The organism is Micromonospora sp. WMMD812, assembly GCF_027497215.1.
Taxonomy (GTDB): domain Bacteria; phylum Actinomycetota; class Actinomycetes; order Mycobacteriales; family Micromonosporaceae; genus Micromonospora.
Map to the genome: position 1 here is coordinate 5,757,163 of NZ_CP114904.1, position 20,900 is coordinate 5,778,062.

The following is a 20,900-nucleotide window of genomic DNA, read 5'->3' on the forward strand; positions in this document are numbered from 1 at the left end:
AAATGATCGAGAGGCCCGCGCCCGCCGGTGTTCCGGCGGTGACGCGGGCCTCTCGATCGCGGGCAGGGCCGCCCGGGTGGCTCAGCCGCCCAGGCGCTTGAGCGCGTTCCGCATGTTCGTCAGGTCGGTCTGCTGGGTGTTCTTCATCGTCTGCGCGCTCCGGACCACGTCCGGCTCGTCGCTGGCGTCGAGCACCCCGTCGATCATGTGGATCCCGCCGAGGTGGTGCTTGATCATCATGTTCAGGAAGAGGAGATCGAACTCCCGACCCTGGGCGGCGCGCAGCTTCTCCATCTCGGCCGGCGTCGCCATGCCCGGCATCAGCCCGTCCTTGACCGTGGCGGTGCCGTCGGGCATCCAGGCCATCCGGGGCTGCGAGCCGGTCGGGTCGAGACCCCACGACCGGAGCCAGGTCTGCATCGTGCCGATCTCGCCCTGCTGGCCAGTGGCGATGTCGCCGCCCATGCCGCGCACCTCCGGATCGGTGGCGCGCTGGAAGGCCATCAGACCCATCTCCACCGCCTGCGCGTGGTGGGCGGTCATGTCCCGGGCGAAGCCGGCCTCGACCGAGGCGTCGCCGGGGCGGGTCAGTCGTGGCGTCAGCAGGCCGCCCGCGTACCCGAGGAGGAGACCGACCACGACGGCGACGGCCACCGCCACCAGGCCGAAGCGTCGGGCGGAGCCCCGGCCGCCGTCGGCGGCCAGGGTCTCGGGCGTGCTGTCCAGCGTCGCGGGAGCCGTCATGGGGATCCTTACTGGGTCGGCGCCTGGATGTCGTCACGCGGCGTGGTGCCGGTGGCGGTGATGCCTTGGTTGCAGAGCGCCGTCGGCCCCTCGATCGAGGCGTTCACCCGCAGCGTCTTGATGAAGTCGTCGATCCGGCTGTCGTCGGCGTTGTCGACCTTGAGCTGGAAGCCCCAGGCCTGCAGCGAGATCGGCTTGTCCAGCCCCTCGAACGGGCTCATGAACATCTTCTCGTTGCCGCGCACCTTCCCGGCCAGCTCGCTGACCTGGTCGGCCGGCAGGTCGGGGCGGTAGGTGATCCACACCGCGCCGTGCTCCAGGCTGTGCACCGCGTGCTCGTTGGCGATGGGTGCGTCGTAGACGTCGCCCATGCAGTTCTGCCAGGCGCCGTTGTGCGGGCCAGCGACCGGCGGGAGGATGCTGTACTGGATCGGGCCGGCCTGGTGGTTGCTGCCCTTGACCAGTTCCTTGTCCTTCTCGCGGTAGTTCACGATGCCGCTGATCCCGTCGGCCCGCTCCTCCCACGGCTTGGAACCCTGGAACGCCGCCCAGCCGCCGAAGCCGATGATCCCCACGGCGAGCACGCCGACGGCGACGAAGAGCGCGATCGGGCCCCAGGAGCGACCCTGGCTGACCTTGACCGGGGCGACCGGCTTGCGAGGACCCTTGCCACCGCCCCGCGGGGCGGCCGCCGGCTTGCCGGATCCGGCCTTGGCACCGGCGGCGGGCCGGCCAGCCGCCGGCTTCTTGCCCGTGCTGACCACGGTCGGACGGCGCTGCTCGCCGCCCGGGGTGCTGATGCTCATCGTCCCTCGTCAGGTCGGTCGGTCAGAGAACCGGCGGGCCTGGTGCACAGTGTGGGTCGCCGCCGCGGGGACCGAGTCTACCCCCGATAACATGGATCGGTGACTCCCGCAGAACTCGCCGAGGTCGTCCTCGCCGCAGCCCACGCCGTCCTCACCGAACGGGGCCTGGACAGCTCCGTGCTCCCCGGACGGACGACGGTCGAGCGACCCCGCAACCCCGAGCACGGCGACTACGCCTCGACGCTGGCGTTGCAGCTCAGCAAGAAGGTCGGGGTGCCCCCGCGGGACCTGGCGGGCAGCCTCGCCGAGCAGCTCGGCAAGGCTCCGGGGGTCAAGTCGGTGGAGATCGCCGGCCCCGGCTTCCTCAACATCCGGCTGGACGCGGCCGCCGCCGGCCAGCTCGCCCGGACCATCGTCGAGGGCGGCCCGGACTACGGCCGCAGTGAGCGGCTCGCCGGCCTGCGGATCAACCTGGAGTTCGTCTCCGCCAACCCGACCGGCCCGGTGCACATCGGCGGGGTCCGGTGGGCGGCGGTCGGCGACGCGCTGTCCCGGCTGCTCCGGGCCACCGGCGCCGACGTGGGCACGGAGTACTACTTCAACGACGCCGGCTCCCAGATCGACCGGTTCGCCCGGTCGCTGCTGGCCGCCGCGAAGGGCGACCCGGCGCCTGAGGACGGCTACGCCGGGGCGTACATCTCGGAGATCGCCGCCGAGGTCCAGGCCCGCCGGCCGGAGGTGCTGTCGCTCGACGACGCGGCGGCCCAGGAGGTCTTCCGGGTCGAGGGCGTCGCGCTGATGTTCGACGAGATCCGCTCCTCGCTGCGCGACTTCGGCGTCGAGTTCGACACCTACTTCAACGAGAAGGACCTGCACGACCGGGGTGAGCTGGACCTCGCCCTGACCCGGCTGCGGGAGCAGGGCCACGTCTTCGAGGCCGAGGGCGCGACCTGGCTGCGCACCACCGAGTTCGGCGACGACAAGGACCGGGTGCTGCGCAAGTCCAACGGCGAGTGGACGTACTTCGCCGCGGACTGCGCGTACTACCTGGACAAGCGCGAGCGCGGTTTCGAGCGGGTCGTGATCATGCTGGGCGCCGACCACCACGGCTACATCGGCCGGATGAAGGCGATGGCCGCGTGCTTCGGCGACGACCCGGAGCGCAACCTGGAGATCCTGATCGGCCAGCTGGTCAACCTGGTCCGCGACGGCGCCCCGGTGCGGATGAGCAAGCGGTTCGGCACGGTGGTCACCCTGGAGGACCTGGTCGACGCGATCGGTGTGGACGCGGCCCGCTACGCGCTGGCCCGCTACTCCAGCGACTCGCCCATCGACATCGACGTGGAGCTGTGGACCCGGGCGAAGAACGACAACCCGGTCTACTACGTCCAGTACGTCGGCGCGCGGACCGCCGGCGTGGCCCGCAACGCGGCCGAGGTCGGGCTGGCCCGGGGCGACGCCGCCGACTTCCGGCCCGAGCTGCTCGGCCACGAGAAGGAGAACGAGCTGCTCAAGGCCCTCGCCGAGTTCCCCGCCGTGGTGGCCACGGCGGCCGAGCTGCGGGAGCCGCACCGGGTGGCGCGCTACCTGGAGGAGCAGGTCGCGCAGTCCTACCACCGGTTCTACGACAACTGCCGGATCATCCCCCGGGGTGACGAGGAGACCACCGACCTGCACCGGGCCCGGCTCTGGCTCAACGACGCGACCCGGGTGGTCATCGCCAACGGTCTGCGCCTGCTCGGGGTCTCCGCCCCGGAGAGGATGTAACGGGTCATGCGGGCTCATGAGGCCGGTGCGCTGCACGGCGACATCGGCAACCGCGGTCCGGCCTGGCTGCGTACGCCGGTCGACGTCAACGCGCTGGTGCCGCAGCTGTGGCCGCGCACCGTCGAGCGGGGCACGGACGGCGCGCTGACCGTCGCCGGGCTCGGTGTCCGGGACCTCGCCGACCGGTTCGGCACCCCGGTCTACGTGCTGGACGAGGACGACCTGCGCTCGCGCTGCCGGGACTTCCGGGCCGCCTTCGGCGACGGGGTCGACGTCTACTACGCCGGCAAGGCGTTCCTCTGCCGCGCGGTGGTGCGCATGATCGCCGAGGAGGGCCTGCACCTCGACGTGTGCAGCGGCGGCGAGCTGGCCACCGCCCTGTCGGCCGGGATGCCGCCGGAGCGCATCGGCTTCCACGGCAACAACAAGTCGGTCGCCGAGCTGACCCGGGCGGTGGACGCCGGGGTCGGCCGGATCATCGTCGACTCGGTCACCGAGATCGACCGGCTCACCGCGCTCGCCCGCGAGCGGGGCGTCCGCCCGAGGGTGCTGGTCCGGGTGACGGTGGGCGTCGAGGCGCACACCCACGAGTTCATCGCCACCGCGCACGAGGACCAGAAGTTCGGCTTCTCCCTGGCCGGTGGCGCGGCCGCGGCCGCAGCCTTCAAGATCCTCGACGAGGACGTGCTGGAGCTGCGCGGCCTGCACTCGCACATCGGCTCGCAGATCTTCGACGCCAGCGGCTTCGAGGTCTCCGCCCGCCGGGTGCTCGCCCTGCAGGCGCAGATCCGCGACGCGCGGGGCGTGGAGCTGCCCGAGCTGGACCTCGGCGGCGGCTTCGGCATCGCGTACACCACACAGGACGACCCGGCCGCGCCGCACGACCTGGCCAAGCGGCTCCGCAAGATCGTCGACGCCGAGTGCGAGGCGGAGCGGCTGGCCGTGCCGCACCTCTCCATCGAGCCCGGCCGGGCGATCGTCGGCCCGGCCGTGTTCACCCTCTACGAGGTCGGCACGGTCAAGGACGTCGACGGCATCCGCACCTACGTCAGCGTGGACGGCGGGATGAGCGACAACATCCGCACCGCGCTCTACGGCGCGTCGTACTCCGCGACCGTGGCGAGCCGGGCATCGGTCGCCGAGCCGATGCTCGCCCGCGTGGTGGGAAAGCACTGTGAGTCCGGGGACATCGTGGTGAAGGATGAATTCCTGCCCGCCGACGTGCAGCCCGGAGATCTTGTCGCGGTGCCCGGCACCGGCGCCTACTGCCGGAGCATGGCCAGCAACTACAACCACGTCCCGCGCCCGCCCGTGGTCGCGGTGCGCGACGGCCAGGCGCGCGTGATCGTCCGGCGGGAGACCGAAGAGGACCTGCTCGCATTGGATGTTGGATGACGTCACCTGTGCGCCTCGCGCTGCTCGGCTGCGGCACGGTCGGGAGCGAGGTGGTGCGGCTGCTGCAGGAGCAGTCGGCCGACCTGGCCGCCCGGATCGGCGCCCCTCTGGAGATCGCCGGCATCGCGGTACGCCGGCTCGGCCGCGATCGCGGTGACCTGCCGGTCGACCCGGCGCTCCTCACCACCGACGCGCTCGGCCTGATCAAGCGGGACGACGTGGACGTGGTGGTCGAGGTCGTCGGCGGCATCGAGCCGGCCCGCGGCTGGCTCGTCGAGGCGCTGCGCGCCGGTAAGAGCGTGGTCACCGCCAACAAGGCGCTGCTGGCCGAGGACGGCGGGGCCCTGCACGACGCGTCCGCCGAGGGTGGCGGCGACCTCTACTACGAGGCCGCGGTGGCCGGTGCGATCCCGCTGCTGCGCCCCCTGCGCGAGTCGCTGCACGGCGACCGGATCAACCGCGTCACCGGCATCGTCAACGGCACCACCAACTTCATCCTGTCCGCCATGGACGCCACCGGCGCCGGCTTCGCCGAGGCGCTGGAGGAGGCGACCGAGCTCGGGTACGCCGAGGCGGATCCGACCGCGGACGTGGAGGGCTTCGACGCGGCCGCCAAGGCGGCGATCCTCGCCTCGCTGGCCTTCCACACCCGGGTCGGCGCGGCCGACGTGCACCGGGAGGGCATCACCGAGGTGACCGCCGCCGACGTGGCCAGCGCCAAGGCGATGGGGTGCACCATCAAGCTGCTCTGCATCGCCGCCCGTGGGGCCGACGCCACGGGTCGGGAGACGGTCAACGTCCGGGTGCACCCGGCGATGATCCCGCTGACCCACCCGCTGGCCAGCGTCGGCGACGCCTTCAACGCGGTCTTCGTCGAGGCGGAGGCGGCCGGGCAGCTGATGTTCTACGGCCGGGGCGCCGGTGGCGCGCCGACCGCCAGCGCGGTCCTCGGCGACGTGGTGGCCGTGGCCCGCAACCGGCTCGCCGGGGTGCGCGCGGCCAGCGAGAGCGCGTACGCCGACCTGCCGGTGCGGCCGATGGGGGAGGCGCTGACCCGCTACCACGTCAGCCTCGACGTGGCCGACCGTCCCGGCGTCCTGGCCGCCGTGGCCGGCGTGTTCGCCCGGCACGACGTGTCGATCGCGACGGTGCGCCAGGGCTCGGCCGGTGGCCCGACCGGGGCGCCCGGCCGAGGCGAGGACGCCGAGTTGGTGATCGTCACGCACGTGGCGCCGGACGCGGCGCTCGCCGCCACCGTCCGCGAGCTGCGCGGGCTGGACATCGTCCGCTCGGTGACGAGCGTGCTCCGGGTCGAGGGCGGGCTCTGAGTCGTTGTACCGGTGACGGCCGACGCTTCGAGAGCGGCCCGCACGGGCCGGTCGCGGCGGTGCCCGTGGCGACGGTGCCGCGGCGTAACGGCGGCGCGGCCGGGTGCGGCCCGACCGGCGTCCCGCCAGGTGGTTAAGTCCGGCGCGGGCGGGCCGGCTCCGGCAGGCTGGTCCCGCTGGACGAGGCCCCAGCTCAGCGGGGCGGTAGAGGCGAGGAGAGCGACATGTGGCGGGGTCTGATCGAGGCGTACCGGGACCGGCTGCCGGTCACCGACGCCACTCCCGTCGTCACCCTGCACGAGGGGAACACCCCGCTGCTGCCCGCGCCGGTGCTCTCCGCCCGGCTCGGCTGCGACGTGCACCTCAAGGTCGAGGGCGCCAACCCGACCGGCTCGTTCAAGGACCGCGGCATGACGCTCGCGGTCTCGAAGGCGGTCGAGGCGGGGAACAAGGCGATCATCTGCGCCTCCACCGGCAACACCAGCGCCTCCGCCGCGGCGTACGCGGCGCGGGCCGGGCTGACCTGCGCGGTCCTGGTGCCGCAGGGCAAGATCGCGCTCGGCAAGCTGGCCCAGGCGCTGGTGCACGGCGCGAAACTGCTCCAGGTGACCGGCAACTTCGACGACTGCCTCTCGCTGGCCGCCAAGCTCGCCCAGGACTACCCGGTCGCGCTGGTCAACTCGGTCAACATCGACCGGCTGCACGGCCAGAAGACCGCCGCCTTCGAGATCGTCGAGGCCCTCGGCGACGCGCCGGACATCCACTGCCTGCCGGTCGGCAACGCCGGCAACATCTCGGCGTACTGGATGGGCTACGAGGAGGAGCTGGCCGAGGGCCGCACCACCCGCGCCCCGAAGATGTACGGCTTCCAGGCATCCGGGGCGGCGCCACTGGTGACCGGTGAGGTGGTTCGTGAACCGTCGACCATCGCCACCGCGATCCGGATCGGCAACCCGGCCAGCTGGACCCGGGCGATCGACGCCCGGGACGCCTCGGGCGGCCTGATCGCGGCGGTGACCGATCGGGAGATCCTGTCCGCCTATCGGCTGCTGGCCCGCGAGGTCGGGGTCTTCGTCGAGCTGGGCAGCGCGGCCAGCGTGGCCGGGCTGCTCCAGCAGGCCGCCGCGGGGCGGATCCCGGCCGGCGCCACCGTGGTCTGCACGGTGACCGGGCACGGCCTCAAGGACCCGGAGTGGGCCATCTCCACCGCGCCCGCCCCGCTGACCATCGCCAACGATCCGCTGGCCGCCGCCCGCTCCCTCGACCTGGCCTGACCGCACCGCGCCGCACCGGCCAGTGGCGGGCGCCGGCTGGGGCGTGCACCCGGCGCGGGGCGGGTTGATCGGGTCGGGCACACTCACCTCCTGCCCCCGCATACTTTTCTAGGAGTGAGCCAGGCCGATGTCGCTGCTCGCCAGATTCAGCCTCGCCAACCGAGGGCTGGTCGCCCTCATCGCGGTGGTGACCACGGCGTTCGGAGCGTTCGCCGTACCGTCGCTCAAGCAGCAACTGCTGCCCTCGCTGGAGTTCCCCGCCGCGTTCATCGTGGCCCCCTACCCGGGCGCCGCGCCGGAGATCGTCGAGTCGCAGGTCGCCGAGCCGATCGAGAACAGCCTCCAGAGCATCCCGGGGCTGGACAAGGTCACCTCGACCTCCCGAGAGGGCTTGGCCACCGTCCAGGTGCAGTACGAGTTCGGCACCGACCTGGACGACATGGTCAACAAGATGCAGACCGCGCTGAACCGGATCGACGCGCAACTGCCGGAGAGCGTGGAGCCGCAGGTCATAGCCGGCAGCACCGACGACCTGCCCGCGGTCGTGCTGGCCGCGTCCGGTGGTGGTGACCAGCGGGCGCTGGCGGAGAAGCTGCGCGGCAGCGTCCTGCCCGAGCTGGAGGGGATCGAGGGTGTCCGCACCGTCGAGCTCACCGGCACCCAGGACGACGTCGTCGTGGTCGCCCCGGACCTCGCGAAGCTGGCCGCCGCGAACCTCCAGCCGACCGCGATCGGCGCCGCATTGAAGAGCAACGGCGTGGCGATCCCGGCCGGCGCGGTGGCCGACGGCACGCTGGCCCTTCCCGTGCAGGTCGGCACCCCGGTCGCCACCCTCGACGACCTGCGGGGCATCGTCGTCGCCCCGGGGCCGTCCCCGGTCCGCCTCGGTGACGTGGCCACCGTCGAGCAGACGCTCGCCCCGGCCACCGCCGTCACCCGGACCAACGGGCAGGACAGCCTCGGTATCGCGATCACCGCCTCGCCGGACGGCAACGCGGTGGAGATCTCGCACGAGATCCGCGACCGCCTCGACGCGCTGAAGGACGCCTCCGGCGCCGAGCTGACCGTGGTCTTCGACCAGGCGCCGTTCGTGGAGAAGTCGATTGAGAGCCTGACCACCGAGGGCCTGCTGGGCCTGGTCATGGCGGTCATCGTCATCCTGGTGTTCCTGCTGTCGGTCCGCTCCACGGTGGTCACCGCGGTCTCCATCCCGCTGTCGGTGCTGGTCGCGCTGATCGCGCTGTGGATCGGTGACTACTCGCTCAACCTGCTCACCCTCGGCGCGCTGACCATCGCGGTGGGCCGGGTGGTCGACGACTCCATCGTGGTGCTGGAGAACATCAAACGGCACCTGGAGTACGGCGAGCCGAAGCGCGACGCGATCATCGCCGCCGTCCGCGAGGTGGCCGGCGCGGTCACCTCGTCCACCCTCACCACGGTCGCCGTGTTCGCGCCGATCGCGTTGGTCGGCGGCTTCGTCGGGCAGCTCTTCGCGCCGTTCGCGATCACCGTCACGGTGGCGCTGCTCGCCTCGCTGCTGGTGTCGCTCACCGTCATCCCGGTGCTGGCGTACTGGTTCCTCAAGCCGTCGGGCGGAACGCCGGACGACGAGGCGGTGCGCCGGGCCGCGGAGGAGAAGGAGCTGCGCAGCCCGTTGCAGCGGGGCTACCTGCCGGTGATCGGGTTCGCCACCGGGAGCCGGCGGACCCGGTGGATCACCCTGGGGCTCGGCGTCCTGCTGCTGTTCGGCACGTTCGGCCTCTCCCGCCAGCTGGAGACGAACTTCCTGGACGACTCCGGCCAGGACACCCTGAGCATCAGCCAGGAGCTGCCGGCCGGCACCAGCCTGGCGGCCACCGACGCGGCGGCCCGCAAGGTCGAGGCGGTGCTGGAGCGCACCGACGGCGTCGAGACGTACCAGGTGACGGCCGGCGGCGGCGACACGCCGTGGATGGGTGGCGGCGGCAACAACGTCGCCAGCTGGTCGCTGGCGCTCGGCGGTGACACCGACGCCAAGCAGATGCGCGAGGTGCTGCGCAAGGAGTTCGCCGACCTCGGCAGCGAGGCCGGCGAGTTCACCTTCGGCGGCGGGCAGGACGCGTCGGCCAGCCGGCTCGAGGTCGTGGTCCAGGCCGCCGACCCGCAGGTGCTGACGCGGGCGTCGGAGGCGGCGGAGGCCGCGCTGCGCGGCACGCCGGACGTGGCGGACGTCACGTCCAGCCTCGCCGATCGGGTGCCGCGGGTGGACGTCACCGTCGACCGGGTGAAGGCCGGTCAGGCCGGCCTCACCGAGGCCGCGGTCGGCCAGCTGGTGGCACAGGTGTTCCGCGGCGCGCCGCTCGGCCAGGTCACCGTCGACGGTATGCAGCACGACGTGGTCCTGCGACTGACCGCCACGCCGCCGGTCAGCATCGACGCGCTGCGCGCGCTGCCGGTCGGGCCGGTGAAGCTGGGCGACATCGCCACGGTGACCCGGGCCGAGGGCCCGCAGCAGGTGACCCGGATCGACGGCGAGCGCAGTGTCTCGGTGAGCGGTACGGCCACCGGCTCGAACCTCGGCGCCACCAGCCAGGAGCTGCGCGAGCGGCTGGACGCGATCGACGTGCCGGGGGCGACGTTCGCCGTGGGTGGCGTCAGCGCGGACCAGGAGGACGCCTTCGCCGACCTGGGCCTCGCGGTCCTGGTCGCCATCGCGATCGTCTTCCTGATCATGGTGGCCACGTTCCGCAGCCTGACCCAGGCGCTGATCCTGCTGATCTCCATCCCGTTCGCGGCGACCGGCGCGATCGGCCTGCTGCTGGCCACCGGGACCCCGCTCGGGGTGCCGGCGCTGATCGGCGTGCTCATGCTGGTCGGCATCGTGGTGACCAACGCCATCGTGCTGCTGGACCTGATCAACCAGTACCGGGCGCAGGGCATGGGTGTCCGGGACGCGGTGGTCGAGGGCGGCCGGCGCCGGCTGCGGCCGATCCTGATGACCGCGGTGGCGACGATCTTCGCGTTGCTGCCGATGGCGTTCGGGCTCACCGGCGAGGGCGGCTTCATCTCGCAGCCGCTGGCCGTCGTCGTCATCGGCGGTCTGCTCAGCTCGACGGTGCTGACGCTGATCCTGGTGCCGACGCTCTACTCGATGGTGGAGCACACCAAGGAGTCGCTGCGGGAGCGGCGCCGGCTGCGCCGGGGTGATTCGCCGTCCCCGACGGAGCCGACCGCCCCGGCGGGCGCGTCGGCCTCGGCCGAGCCGGCACCGGTCCCCGCTGGGGCCGCCTTGCGCGGCGCCGAGGCCGGGAAGCCGTCGTCGGCCGAGCCCGCCGCCCGGCCCGCGCCGTCCGCCGCCCTGGTCGACGGTACGGACCAGTTCGAGGTGCTCCGGCTGCCGCGAAGCCGTACCTCGCCCTTGCCGCCCACCGAGTAGGCGGGCTGCCTCCGAGACGCCCCCGGCGGGTTCCGACCCGCCGGGGGCGTTCCGCGTCCGGGCGTACGCGTCGGATCGCCGACGGCGCGCGGCGGGCGGCGGACCCATACTCGGGGCCTTGGCGCGGCAGGGGGCGGTGCGGGTGACGACCGGGAGGCGCGGGATAGGGTCCTCGTCCGTGGCGTCCACCCTGTCCGTCCTCACCCGCAACCGGAACTTCCGCAACCTCTTCCTCGCCGAGCTGGTGGTCTTCGGCGCCGACTGGTTCGTCATGGTGCCGCTGCTGGTGCTGCTGCCGAAGCTGACCGGCAGCGGGGTGTGGGGCGCTCTGGTGCTGGCCGTGGACACCGGGATCGTGGCGCTGCTGCTGCCGTACACCGGCACGATCGCCGACCGGTTCGACCGGCGGAAGATCATGATGGTCGCGAACGCGGCCGCCCTGGTCGGGGTGCTGCTGCTCCTCGGCGTGCGCGGCGGGGGCACCGCCTGGCTGGCGATGGTGGCGATCGGGGTGGTCGCGGTCGCGAAGGCGTTCTACTCGCCTGCGGCCCAGGCCGCCCTGCCCAACGTGCTCGACCCGGAGGAGTTGGCGGCGGGCAACGCGATCGCCGGCTCGGCGTGGGGCACCATGACCGTCGTCGGCGCCTCACTGGGCGGTGTGCTGACCGCGCACGTCGGGCCGTACGCCTGCTTCTGGATCGGCGCGGTCGGCCTGGCGCTCGCCGCGGGCCTCGCCGCGACCATCCGCCGGCCGTTGCAGGCGCCCCGGGACCGCGACCGGCCGCCGCAGCGGGCCTGGACGGCGGTCGGCGAGGCGCTGCGCTACATCGGGCAGCGGCCGCGGGTGTTGGCGCTGGTCACCGTGAAGTCGGCGGTGGGCCTCGGCAACGGCGTGCTGACGGTCTTCCCGCTGCTGGCCGCCGTGTACGGCGCCGGGCCGGCCGGCGCGGGGCTGCTGTTCGCCGTCCGCGGGGCGGGCGCGCTGGTCGGGCCGATCCTGATGCGCCGGGTGCTGACCAACCGGTCCTGGCTGTTGCCCGGGCTGGCGCTGTCGATGTCGCTGTACGGGCTGGCCTACCTCGGCACGTCGGTGGTGGGCTGGTTCCCGCTCGTGCTGCTGCTGGTCTTCGTGGCGCACTTCGCCGGCGGCAGCAACTGGGTGATGTCGAACTTCGCCCTGCAGGGCGAGGTGCCGGACCGGCTGCGCGGGCGCGTCTTCGCCACCGACATGATGCTGGCGACGCTGGCCATCTCGGTCAGCCAGCTCGCGGTGGCCGCGGTGGTCGACATCGTGGACGAGCGGGTGGTGCTGGCCGGTTGCGGCCTGGTCACCCTGGTGTACGCGATCGGCTGGCGGATCGCCACCCGCCGGCTCTCCCTGGCCGACCCGGTCCCCGAGCCGGCAGCGGGCGCGACGCGGTAGCGGTCCCACCGTGCGGGCGGAGAGCGGGATCGTCGGTCCCGCGCCCTAGCATGAGCCCGTGCCGACGAACTTCATCGCCGGGCCGGTCCGGGTCCGGGTTCCCGCCACCAGCGCCAACCTGGGGCCGGGCTTCGACGCGCTGGGTCTCGCCCTCGGGCTCTACGACGACGTGGCCGCCGAGGTGGCGCCGGAGGGCGTCCGGGTGACGGTGAGCGGGCAGGGCGCGGGCGAGCTGCCCGACGACGACCAGCATCTCGTGGTCCGGTCCATGCGGGCCGCCTTCGCCCGGCTCGGCGCGGAGCCGGCCGGGCTCGTCGTGGAGTGCGTCAACCGCATCCCGCAGGCCCGAGGGCTGGGCTCGTCGTCCGCGGCGATCGTGGCGGGCGTGCTGCTGGCCCGTGCGCTGGTGACCGACGGCGAGCGCCGCCTGGGCGACGCCGACGTGCTCCGGCTCGCCGCCGAGCTGGAGGGCCACCCCGACAACGTGGCGCCCTGCCTGCTCGGTGGCTTCACCGTGGCGTGGACCGGGCCGACGGGCGCTCGGGCGGTCTCCCGCCCGGTCGCCGAGGGCGTGCGGCCGACGGCCTTCGTGCCCACCGAGCGGGGGCTGACCGCGGCGGCCCGGGCGGCCCTGCCGGCCACGGTGCCGCACTCCGACGCGGCGCTGACCGTGGGGCGGGCGGCCCTGCTCGTGCACGCGTTGACCGCCGACCCGGCGCTGCTGCTGCCGGCAACGGTGGACCGGCTGCACCAGGACTACCGCGCTCCCGGTATGCCCGGCACGGCCGCCCTGGTCAGCGCGTTGCGTGCGGCGGATGTGGCGGCTGTGGTCAGTGGGGCCGGGCCGACGGTGCTGGCGCTGACCGAGCCGCCCGCCGGCCTGGATCCGGGAACAGACTGGCAGGTCTGGCGGTTGCCGGTAGATGTCAGCGGTGCCCGGGTCGCCCGGGGTAGACTTGGACACGCCGAGCGGGACCCTGTTGCCGCAGGTCGGAAGAGTTGATTACGCTCTAGACTTAGCACAGCCGCGAAGCATGCGATCTTCCTGCGGGTCGGCGCACCCCCGAAGCTCTCGGCGGTCAGCCCGTCACCCCTGCCAAGGCCCACGCCGCACCGCAGTTTCCACAGGTCGCCGCAGACGGCGAGACCTGCTCACCGATGGTGGTGAGTCGGGAAACCACCGGCTGCTGTGTCACAGACTCCCGCGACGCGTTCATGCGATGCGGGTGCACCGAGGCCGCCCGGCCACCTGCTTGTCGACTCCGGGCAGTCCCGGCCTATCGAGGGAAGGAATCCATTGAGCGACACCACCGACGTGACGTCGGATGTTTCCAACGTCGCTGGCGATGCCACTGCCGCCGCTCCCGCCCGTCGTCGGCGCAGCGGCACCGGTCTGTCGGCGATGCTGCTGCCAGAGCTCCAGAGCCTGGCCGCGTCGCTCGGCATCTCGGGAACAGCTCGCATGCGTAAGGGCGAGCTGATCAGCGCGATCTCCGAGCGGCAGGGCGGCGCCGCCGCCGGCACCCCTCGACCGCGGGCCGAGGTCGCGGCCGCGGCTGCTCCCGCCCGTGACGAGGTGCACGCCGAGGTCCGGGAGACCGCCGAGCGGCCGGAGGCCGAGCGGCGCACCACCGAGCCGGCCACGGCCGAGCCGGCCACGGCCGAGACCGAGGGTCGCGGCCGGAGCCGTCGCCGGAGCGGCGAGGCTCGCGCCACCGAGGAGGCGGAGGCCGGCGAGCGTGCCGACCGGGGCGAGGGCCGCGGCGGGCGTGACCGTAACGAGCGTGGCGACCGCGGTGAGCGCGGTGACCGCAACGAGCGGGCCGAGCGTGGTGAGCGGGCCGAGCGTGGCGACCGTGGTGAGCGGGCCGAGCGCGGTGAGCGGGCCGAGCGTAACGAGCGCTCCGATCGCAACGACCGGGGCGACCGGGGCGACCGGGGCGACCGCAACGATCGGGGCGACCGCAACGACCGTGGCCAGCGTGCCGAGCGGGACAACGACGGCGACGAGGACGGCGAGGGCGGTGGCCGGCGTGGCCGGCGCAGCCGCTTCCGGGACCGTCGCCGCGGCCGGGGCGAGCGCCCCGAGGGCGGCGAGGGCGGTGGCCGCGAGCCGCAGGTCGGCGAGGACGAGGTGCTCGTCCCGGTGGCCGGCATCATCGACGTGCTCGACAACTACGCCTTCGTCCGGACCACCGGCTACCTGGCCGGCCCGAACGACGTCTACGTGTCGATGTCCCAGATCAAGAAGTACGGCCTGCGCCGCGGTGACGCGATCACCGGCGCGGTCCGGTCGGCCCGCGAGGGCGATCAGCGGCGGGACAAGTACAACCCGCTGGTCCGGCTGGACACCATCAACGGGATGGAGCCGGAGGAGGCTCGTCGCCGGCCGGAGTTCTACAAGCTGACTCCGCTGTACCCGCAGGAGCGGTTGCGGTTGGAGACGGAGCCGCACATCCTGACCACCCGGGTGATCGACCTGGTGATGCCGATCGGCAAGGGTCAGCGGGCGCTCATCGTGTCGCCGCCGAAGGCGGGTAAGACGATGGTGCTGCAGGCGCTGGCGAACGCCATCACCCGCAACAACCCGGAGTGCCACCTGATGGTGGTGCTGGTGGACGAGCGGCCGGAAGAGGTCACCGACATGCAGCGGTCGGTGAAGGGCGAGGTCATCGCGGCCACGTTCGACCGTCCGCCGCAGGACCACACGACGGTGGCGGAGCTGGCGATCGAGCGGGCGAAGCGCCTGGTCGAGCTGGGGCACGACGTGGTCGTGCTGCTCGACTCGGTGACCCGGCTCGGCCGGTCGTACAACCTGGCGGCGCCGGCCAGCGGCCGGATCATGTCGGGTGGTATCGACTCCACCGCGCTCTACCCGCCGAAGCGCTTCCTCGGCGCGGCCCGCAACATCGAGAACGGCGGCTCGCTGACCATCCTCGCCACCGCGCTGGTGGAGACCGGTTCCATGGCGGACACGGTCATCTTCGAGGAGTTCAAGGGCACCGGCAATGCGGAGCTGAAGCTGGACCGGAAGATCGCCGACAAGCGGACGTTCCCCGCGGTCGACATCAACGCCTCCGGCACCCGTAAGGAGGAGGTCCTGCTCGCACCCGAGGAGCTGGCGATCGTCCACAAGCTCCGCAAGGTGCTGCACTCGCTGGACTCGCAGGCCGCGCTGGACCTGTTGCTCGACCGGTTGAAGCAGTCCCGCACCAACATCGAGTTCCTGATGCAGATCGCGAAGTCCACGCCGGGGGAGTGACTCCCCGGTCAGCACCGGGCATGAGGGGCACGGCCGTCTGGCCGTGCCCCTCAGTCGTACTCACGCTCGGTGAGGACGAGCGGCCATCGGGCCATATTGACGCTCAGTAGTCGGACTCGGTGGGCGGGGCCGCCGCCGTGATCCGCCGGTACGGCCGTCATGGCTTTGAACAGGGCCTCTGCCAAAACGGCGTGACACCCGCTCCTCCTCTCCTCTCCTCTCCTCTCCTCTCCTCCTTTGCTCTGCACCCGAATACGCACCAGTGACTCACCGTTCCCGGTGCGTATTCGGGTGCAGAGCAAAGGGAGCGCACAGGGGCGGTGGCGGGCCGGGTGGGCTGTCACGCTGAGTGGTCACGCCGCCGAGCCACCCCGCTGGGTCGCGCCGCCGAGCCGGGCCGCGCTGCCGGCCCGCCAGAATCGCGGCCGGCGGGCCGTGTGCAGTTTTCCTTCAGTTAAAGCGTCAAGTATTGAAACTTCTATTCATCTTCGGGTTGACTGTCGTCCATGCGTACCCGCAGACGATCCGCCCACCTCGCCGGCGTCCTGCTGCTGACGCCGCTGCTCACCCTCGCCGGTCCGGTGCCGGCCACCGCCGCGCCCGCCACGCCGGGCGCCCTCGCCGCGGACGACACCACCACCGCGACCACCGCGACCGCCGCCGGTGTCGAGCCGGGCGGCGGCCTGGAGACCACGAAGACGACCCGGCCGGTCGCCCCCGGCGTGCGGCTGACCTCGTTCGACCGGTACGGCGCCGACGGCTGGCTGCGGGCCGACGCGCTCACCGCCGACCTCACCGGCGGGGTGACCGTCGACTACGTCAACTCGGGTGCGGTGAGCCGGGCGGAGCCGCTACGGGGCGCGGTGGACCGGTCCCGCGCGGTCGCCGCGGTCAACGGCGACTTCTTCGACATCAACAACTCGGGCGCTGCCCAGGGCGTCGGCATCCGCGACGGCGAACTGGTCCAGTCGGCGGTCAGCGGGCACCGCAACGCGGTGGCGGTGACCACCGAGGGCGTCGGCCGGGTGATCGAGGTGAACTTCGACGGCACGGCCACCCTGCCCACCGGGCCGGTCGCGCTGACCCAGTTCAACAACATGGTCCAGTCGGGCGGCATCGGCGCCTTCACCGCGCTCTGGGGGACGTACACCCGGGGGCGTGCGGTGGAGGGCGCGGCCCGGGTCACCGAGGTCGCCGTGGTCGGTGGCCGGGTGGCCAGCGTCGCCCCGGCGGCCGGCAGCGGGCCGATCGCCGCCGGCACCACCATCCTGCTCGGTCGCGACGCAGGCGCCGACGCGCTCGCCGGCCTGCGGGCCGGCGACCCGGTGGAGGTGGCCTGGCGGCCGAAGCCCTCCGACGGTAGCAGCCTGCACGCCGCGGTCGGTGGCGGCAACGTGCTGGTCCGCGACGGCGTGGTGCAGAACATCGCGGACGCGTCGCTGGCGCCGCGTACCGCGGTCGGCTTCACCGCCGACGGCCACACGATGGTCATGCTGACCGTGGACGGCCGCCAGGTCGACAGCCGGGGCGTCACCCAGACCGAGATGGGCCGGATGATGGCCGAGTTGGGCGCTCACCACGCGCTCAACCTCGACGGCGGCGGCTCGTCGACGCTGCTCGCCCGCGAGCCGGGCGCGGCGGCCGTCCAGGTGGAGAACAGCCCCTCGGACGGCTCCGAGCGGGCCGTCCCCAACGGCCTCGCCCTCTACGCGCCACAGGGCAGCGGCCGGCTCACCGGCTACTGGGTGGAGACGGCGAGCGACCCGACCAGCGCACCGGGCGTGTCCCCGGTGCGCGGAGGCCGGCCGGACCGGGTCTTTCCCGGCCTGACCCGGCGGCTGACCGCCGCCGGCTACGACGAGACGTACGGCCCGGCGGCCGGCAGGCCGACCTGGCGCGCCAACTCGATGGTGCACGGCCGGGTGGACGCCAACGGCGTGTTCCGCGCCCTGCTGCCCGGTGCGGTGACCGTCTCCGCCGGTCGCGGCGCGGCCACCGGCGCCCTCGACCTCACCGTCCTCGGGCCGCTCCAGCGGGTCGACTCCACGGTGGAGCGGGTGGGGCTGACCGGCCGGGACGGCAGCGCGCTGCTCGGGGTGGTCGGCTACGACGCGGAGGGGAACACCGCTCCCATCGAGCCCGCCGACCTGAGACTGGAGTACGACCACGAGCTGCTGCGGCTCGCCCCGACCGCCGACGGCAACCTCGCGGTGACCGCGCTGAAGGACACCGGTGCGGGTCTGATCACCGTCCACGTCGGACGCGTGAGCACGGTCGTCCCGGTGACCGTCGGGCTGACCGACCAGCCGGTGGCCTCCTTCGACGACGCGGCGGCGTGGAAGTTCAGCCAGGCCAGGGCGAGCGGGTCGGTCGCGCCGGCGCCGGGTCACACCGGCACGGGCCTGAAGATGTCGTACGACTTCGGCCAGTCCACCGGGACCCGGGCCGCGTACGCCGACCCGCCGGCCTGGATCGAGGTGCCCGGCCAGCCGCAGGCGTTCGGCATGTGGATCCACGGCAACGGCAAGGGGGAGTGGCCGAGCCTGCACCTGCACGACGCGCAGGACACCCAGCACGTGCTGCGTGGGCCGTACATCACCTGGACCGGCTGGCGGTACGTCGAGTTCGCGGTGCCGGCCGGGGTGCAGTACCCGGTGCGGGTCCGGCGCTTCTACGTCGCGGAGACCAACGCCGCGGCGCAGTACACCAGCGAGGTCGTCATCGACGACCTGGTGGCCAAGGTGCCGCCGTCGGTGGACGTGCCGGCCGAGGCGCCGCGTACCGACGGGGTGGTGGTCCGGGACGGGACCGTGGACGGCGCGCCGTGGCGGTTCGCGGTGATGTCCGACGCGCAGTTCGTCGCGGCCGACCCGGACAGCGACCTGGTCGCCCAGGCCCGCCGTACGCTCCGTGAGGTGAAGGCGGCGAAGCCGGACTTCCTGGTGATCAACGGCGACCTGGTGGACACCGCGTACCCGGCGGATTTCGTGCTGGCCCGGCGTCTGCTGGACGAGGAGTTGGGCGACGCCCTGCCCTGGTACTACGTGCCGGGCAACCACGAGATCATGGGCGCCCCGATCAGCAACTTCCGGGCCGCGTTCGGCGACACCTCGCGGGTCTTCGACCACCGGGGCACCCGGTTCGTCACGCTGGACTCGTCCACCGGCTCCCTGCGGGGCGGCGGCTTCGACCAGGTGCGGATGCTGCGCGAGGCGCTGGACTCGGCCGCCACCGACCGGGCGGTCGGCTCGGTCGTGGTGCTGCACCACCACCCGCCCCGCGACCCCAGCCCGGCCAAGGCCAGCCGACTGGGCGACCGCAAGGAGGCGGCACTGCTGGAGGAGTGGCTCGCCGACTTCCAGCACCGCACCGGCAAGGGCGCGCTCTTCGTCGGCGGGCACGTCGGCACCTTCCACGCCGAGCGCGTGGACGGTGTGCCGTACGTGATCAACGGCAACTCCGGCAAGACGCCGTCCACCCCGGCGGACCGGGGCGGCTTCACCGGCTGGACCGAGTTCGGCGTCGACCCGGTGACGCCCGCCGAGGCCGACCGGGCCCGGCGCGATCCGCTCGCCGAGGGACCGCGCTGGGTCGACGCCGAGACGCACGCGCACACCGACCGGCTCGTGGTCAGCGCGCCGGCCAGCGTGGCGGTGGGCGCCCCGGTGACGGTCACCGCCACGCTCACCCAGCCGGGCGGGCGTACGGTGCCGGTGGCCGCGCCGGTGAGCGCCGACTGGTCGGCCTCCCCGTCCGTGCACGTGGGACCCGTGACCGGGCTGCGGCCCTGGCACGCGGCCTGGTTCGACCCGGCCAGCGGCCGGCTGACCGCCCTGCGGCCCGGCGCGTCGGTGGTGCTCGCGGTGACCGTGAACGGCGTCCGCGCCGACGCCACCGTCACCACCACCCGACGGGTCGCCGCCCCGGCCGCCTGAGACCGGGGAGGGGTCCCGCGCCCGGCGCGGGACCCCTCCACACCGGGAGTGCCTCAGAAATCGCCCTCGGCGACCTGGAAGACGGTGAGACCGAGGGAGCGCCACATCCGGACGACCTGCATCCGGTCGTCGAAGACGCCGACCACCCGGTAGCGATCCCGCACCTCCCGCTCGTAGATCTCCCGCTTCACGACCGAGTCCTTGCGCGCGTCGCCGACCGCGCGCAGATGCAGCGCGAGGTACGGCACCCGGACGTGCCGCGCCAGCCAGGCCTCCGTGTCGGCCCGGGCCGTGGCGTCCCGGCCGGAGCAGAAGATCACCCCGTACCCGGCGGCGTGCATGGCCCGGACCGCGGCGATCACCGCCTCGTTGGGCTGGTCCTCGCCCACCCGGGTCATGTCGTACGGGCTGCGCGAGACGTTCAGGGCGACGGTGCCGTCGATGTCCACCAGGACGATGTCCGGCGCCCCTGCCGACGGCTCGTGCACCCGCGCCGGCCGGCCGGCGCGCGCCGCCGGGACCGGCAGCGGCAGGGTGCGCCCCTCCAGGTAGCGCTCGTGCAGCCGGCGGATGGCCGCCTCCCCGACCCGGTCCGCCTCCGGCCGCGCGGCGTCGCGGCGTAGGCACTCCGCCAGCGGCACGTCGGTGAAGTCGTGCACCTCGAACTCGGCGCCGTACCGGGCGGCCAGTTCGGCCCAGTCCCGCAGCGTCCGGGAGCGGAGGTTGGTGTCGTCGACGCAGACATCGGCCCGGGCCCGCAGCAGCGCCTCGACCTGCGCCCGCTGGGCGGTGGTCACCTGCGCCTCGGCCCACTGGGTGAAGAGCCGCTCGCCGTGCAGCATCCGGCGCAGGTCGTCCCGGTTGACCCGGACCACGGACGGTTGGAGCGTCCGGGCGAAGCTGGTCTTTCCCGAGGCGGGCAGTCCCCGGGTCGCGATCAGGCGGGGCATCGCGCTCACCTCCGTGTCGCCTCGCGCGCTGGTCGGTGTGCCCGCCGTACCCCGCACGGGGCACGGCGAGGCTACCGCCGTCGCGGGTGAATGCCCCGCCGGACGGCGGGAATGCGACGAGGACGCCGTGCGTTGTCGATGCCGGACCAGCTGTGCGGCCCCCCGACGGGCTTGGCGCGAGCTCATGGCACACTGGTCAATCGGCCACCGGTTCCGGTTCACGCCCGAGCCCGTCGCGCGGTGCGACGGACGGTGACGGCGACCCGGCGACCACCGACGAAAGGACCGAGGCGACATGAAGCCCAACATCCACCCGGAGTACGTGACCACCGAGGTCCGCTGCTCCTGCGGCAACACGTTCACGACCCGCAGCACCGCCAAGGGCGGCGCCATCAGCGTCGAGACCTGCAGCGCCTGCCACCCGTTCTACACCGGTAAGCAGCGCGTTCTCGACACCGCCGGTCGGGTCGCGAAGTTCCAGCAGAAGTACGCCAAGGTTCAGGCCAAGAAGGGCAAGTAACTGCTCGTTCGGCGCCCGCGTCCGGTCTCGTGCCGGGCGCGGGCGTCGTCCGTATTCCGCCCGGTTCCGGCGCGTCACCCC

Annotated in this window: 13 protein-coding genes; 10 read left to right on the forward strand and 3 right to left on the reverse strand. The window is 73.2% G+C overall.

Features of this window, described 5'->3' with window-relative positions; all coding sequences use genetic code 11:
* Positions 1–81 precede the first annotated feature (81 nt).
* A complete protein-coding gene (locus O7603_RS26685) occupies positions 82–744 on the reverse strand; it encodes a DUF305 domain-containing protein (RefSeq protein ID WP_281572491.1) in 663 nt (220 codons plus the stop codon).
* A gap of 8 nt (positions 745–752) precedes the next feature.
* A complete protein-coding gene (locus O7603_RS26690) occupies positions 753–1,550 on the reverse strand; it encodes a DUF3105 domain-containing protein (RefSeq protein ID WP_281572492.1) in 798 nt (265 codons plus the stop codon).
* A 99-nt stretch (positions 1,551–1,649) separates the two neighbouring features.
* Between O7603_RS26690 and argS the strand changes: the two genes are divergently transcribed.
* The 9 genes from argS (at position 1,650) to O7603_RS26735 (ending at position 19,349) form a co-directional block, all read left to right on the forward strand.
* Positions 1,650–3,317, forward strand: coding sequence for an arginine--tRNA ligase (gene argS / locus O7603_RS26695; RefSeq protein ID WP_281572493.1), 1,668 nt, complete (start codon positions 1,650–1,652; stop codon positions 3,315–3,317).
* Between the two features lie 6 nt (positions 3,318–3,323).
* Complete coding sequence (gene lysA / locus O7603_RS26700; protein ID WP_281572494.1) at positions 3,324–4,712, forward strand: diaminopimelate decarboxylase; 1,389 nt, start codon at positions 3,324–3,326, stop codon at positions 4,710–4,712.
* Between the two features lie 8 nt (positions 4,713–4,720).
* Positions 4,721–6,040: a homoserine dehydrogenase gene (locus O7603_RS26705; protein ID WP_281576822.1), complete on the forward strand. Its 1,320-nt coding sequence runs from the start codon at positions 4,721–4,723 to the stop codon at positions 6,038–6,040.
* A 224-nt stretch (positions 6,041–6,264) separates the two neighbouring features.
* The gene (gene thrC, locus O7603_RS26710; protein ID WP_281572495.1) at positions 6,265–7,314 is read left to right on the forward strand and encodes a threonine synthase; all 1,050 of its coding nucleotides are present in this window, start codon (positions 6,265–6,267) and stop codon (positions 7,312–7,314) included.
* 127 nt (positions 7,315–7,441) lie between these two features.
* Positions 7,442–10,729 (forward strand): efflux RND transporter permease subunit, encoded by a 3,288-nt coding sequence (locus tag O7603_RS26715; RefSeq protein WP_281572496.1) that lies wholly within the window; start codon positions 7,442–7,444, stop codon positions 10,727–10,729.
* Between the two features lie 178 nt (positions 10,730–10,907).
* Positions 10,908–12,152 carry an MFS transporter gene (locus tag O7603_RS26720; protein WP_281572497.1) on the forward strand — a complete coding sequence of 415 codons (1,245 nt, stop codon included), beginning with the start codon at positions 10,908–10,910 and terminating at the stop codon, positions 12,150–12,152.
* 58 nt (positions 12,153–12,210) lie between these two features.
* Positions 12,211–13,155: a homoserine kinase gene (gene thrB, locus O7603_RS26725; protein WP_281572498.1), complete on the forward strand. Its 945-nt coding sequence runs from the start codon at positions 12,211–12,213 to the stop codon at positions 13,153–13,155.
* Positions 13,156–13,449: 294 nt separating this feature from the next.
* Positions 13,450–15,414, forward strand: coding sequence for a transcription termination factor Rho (gene rho, locus O7603_RS26730; RefSeq protein ID WP_281572499.1), 1,965 nt, complete (start codon positions 13,450–13,452; stop codon positions 15,412–15,414).
* 506 nt (positions 15,415–15,920) lie between these two features.
* The gene (locus O7603_RS26735; RefSeq protein WP_281572500.1) at positions 15,921–19,349 is read left to right on the forward strand and encodes a phosphodiester glycosidase family protein; all 3,429 of its coding nucleotides are present in this window, start codon (positions 15,921–15,923) and stop codon (positions 19,347–19,349) included.
* Between the two features lie 53 nt (positions 19,350–19,402).
* On the opposite strand, the gene O7603_RS26740 is transcribed toward O7603_RS26735, so the two are convergent.
* On the reverse strand, positions 19,403–20,299 hold the full coding sequence (locus O7603_RS26740) for an AAA family ATPase (protein WP_281572501.1): 897 nt from the start codon (positions 20,297–20,299) through the stop codon (positions 19,403–19,405).
* Positions 20,300–20,594: 295 nt separating this feature from the next.
* Here O7603_RS26740 and rpmE point away from each other — a divergent pair, with 295 nt between their 5' ends.
* The gene (gene rpmE, locus O7603_RS26745) at positions 20,595–20,819 is read left to right on the forward strand and encodes a 50S ribosomal protein L31 (protein ID WP_281572502.1); all 225 of its coding nucleotides are present in this window, start codon (positions 20,595–20,597) and stop codon (positions 20,817–20,819) included.
* Positions 20,820–20,900 lie beyond the last annotated feature (81 nt).

Bases quoted from the DNA above. Each gene is read 5' to 3' on its own strand.
- O7603_RS26685 (WP_281572491.1), bottom strand. From the start codon at position 744: ATGACGGCTCCCGCGACGCTGGACAGCACGCCCGAGACCCTGGCCGCC.
- O7603_RS26690 (WP_281572492.1), bottom strand. From the start codon at position 1,550: ATGAGCATCAGCACCCCGGGCGGCGAGCAGCGCCGTCCGACCGTGGTC.
- lysA (WP_281572494.1), top strand. From the start codon at position 3,324: ATGCGGGCTCATGAGGCCGGTGCGCTGCACGGCGACATCGGCAACCGC.
- thrC (WP_281572495.1), top strand. From the start codon at position 6,265: ATGTGGCGGGGTCTGATCGAGGCGTACCGGGACCGGCTGCCGGTCACC.
- O7603_RS26715 (WP_281572496.1), top strand. From the start codon at position 7,442: ATGTCGCTGCTCGCCAGATTCAGCCTCGCCAACCGAGGGCTGGTCGCC.
- O7603_RS26735 (WP_281572500.1), top strand. From the start codon at position 15,921: ATGCGTACCCGCAGACGATCCGCCCACCTCGCCGGCGTCCTGCTGCTG.
- O7603_RS26740 (WP_281572501.1), bottom strand. From the start codon at position 20,299: ATGCCCCGCCTGATCGCGACCCGGGGACTGCCCGCCTCGGGAAAGACC.
- rpmE (WP_281572502.1), top strand. From the start codon at position 20,595: ATGAAGCCCAACATCCACCCGGAGTACGTGACCACCGAGGTCCGCTGC.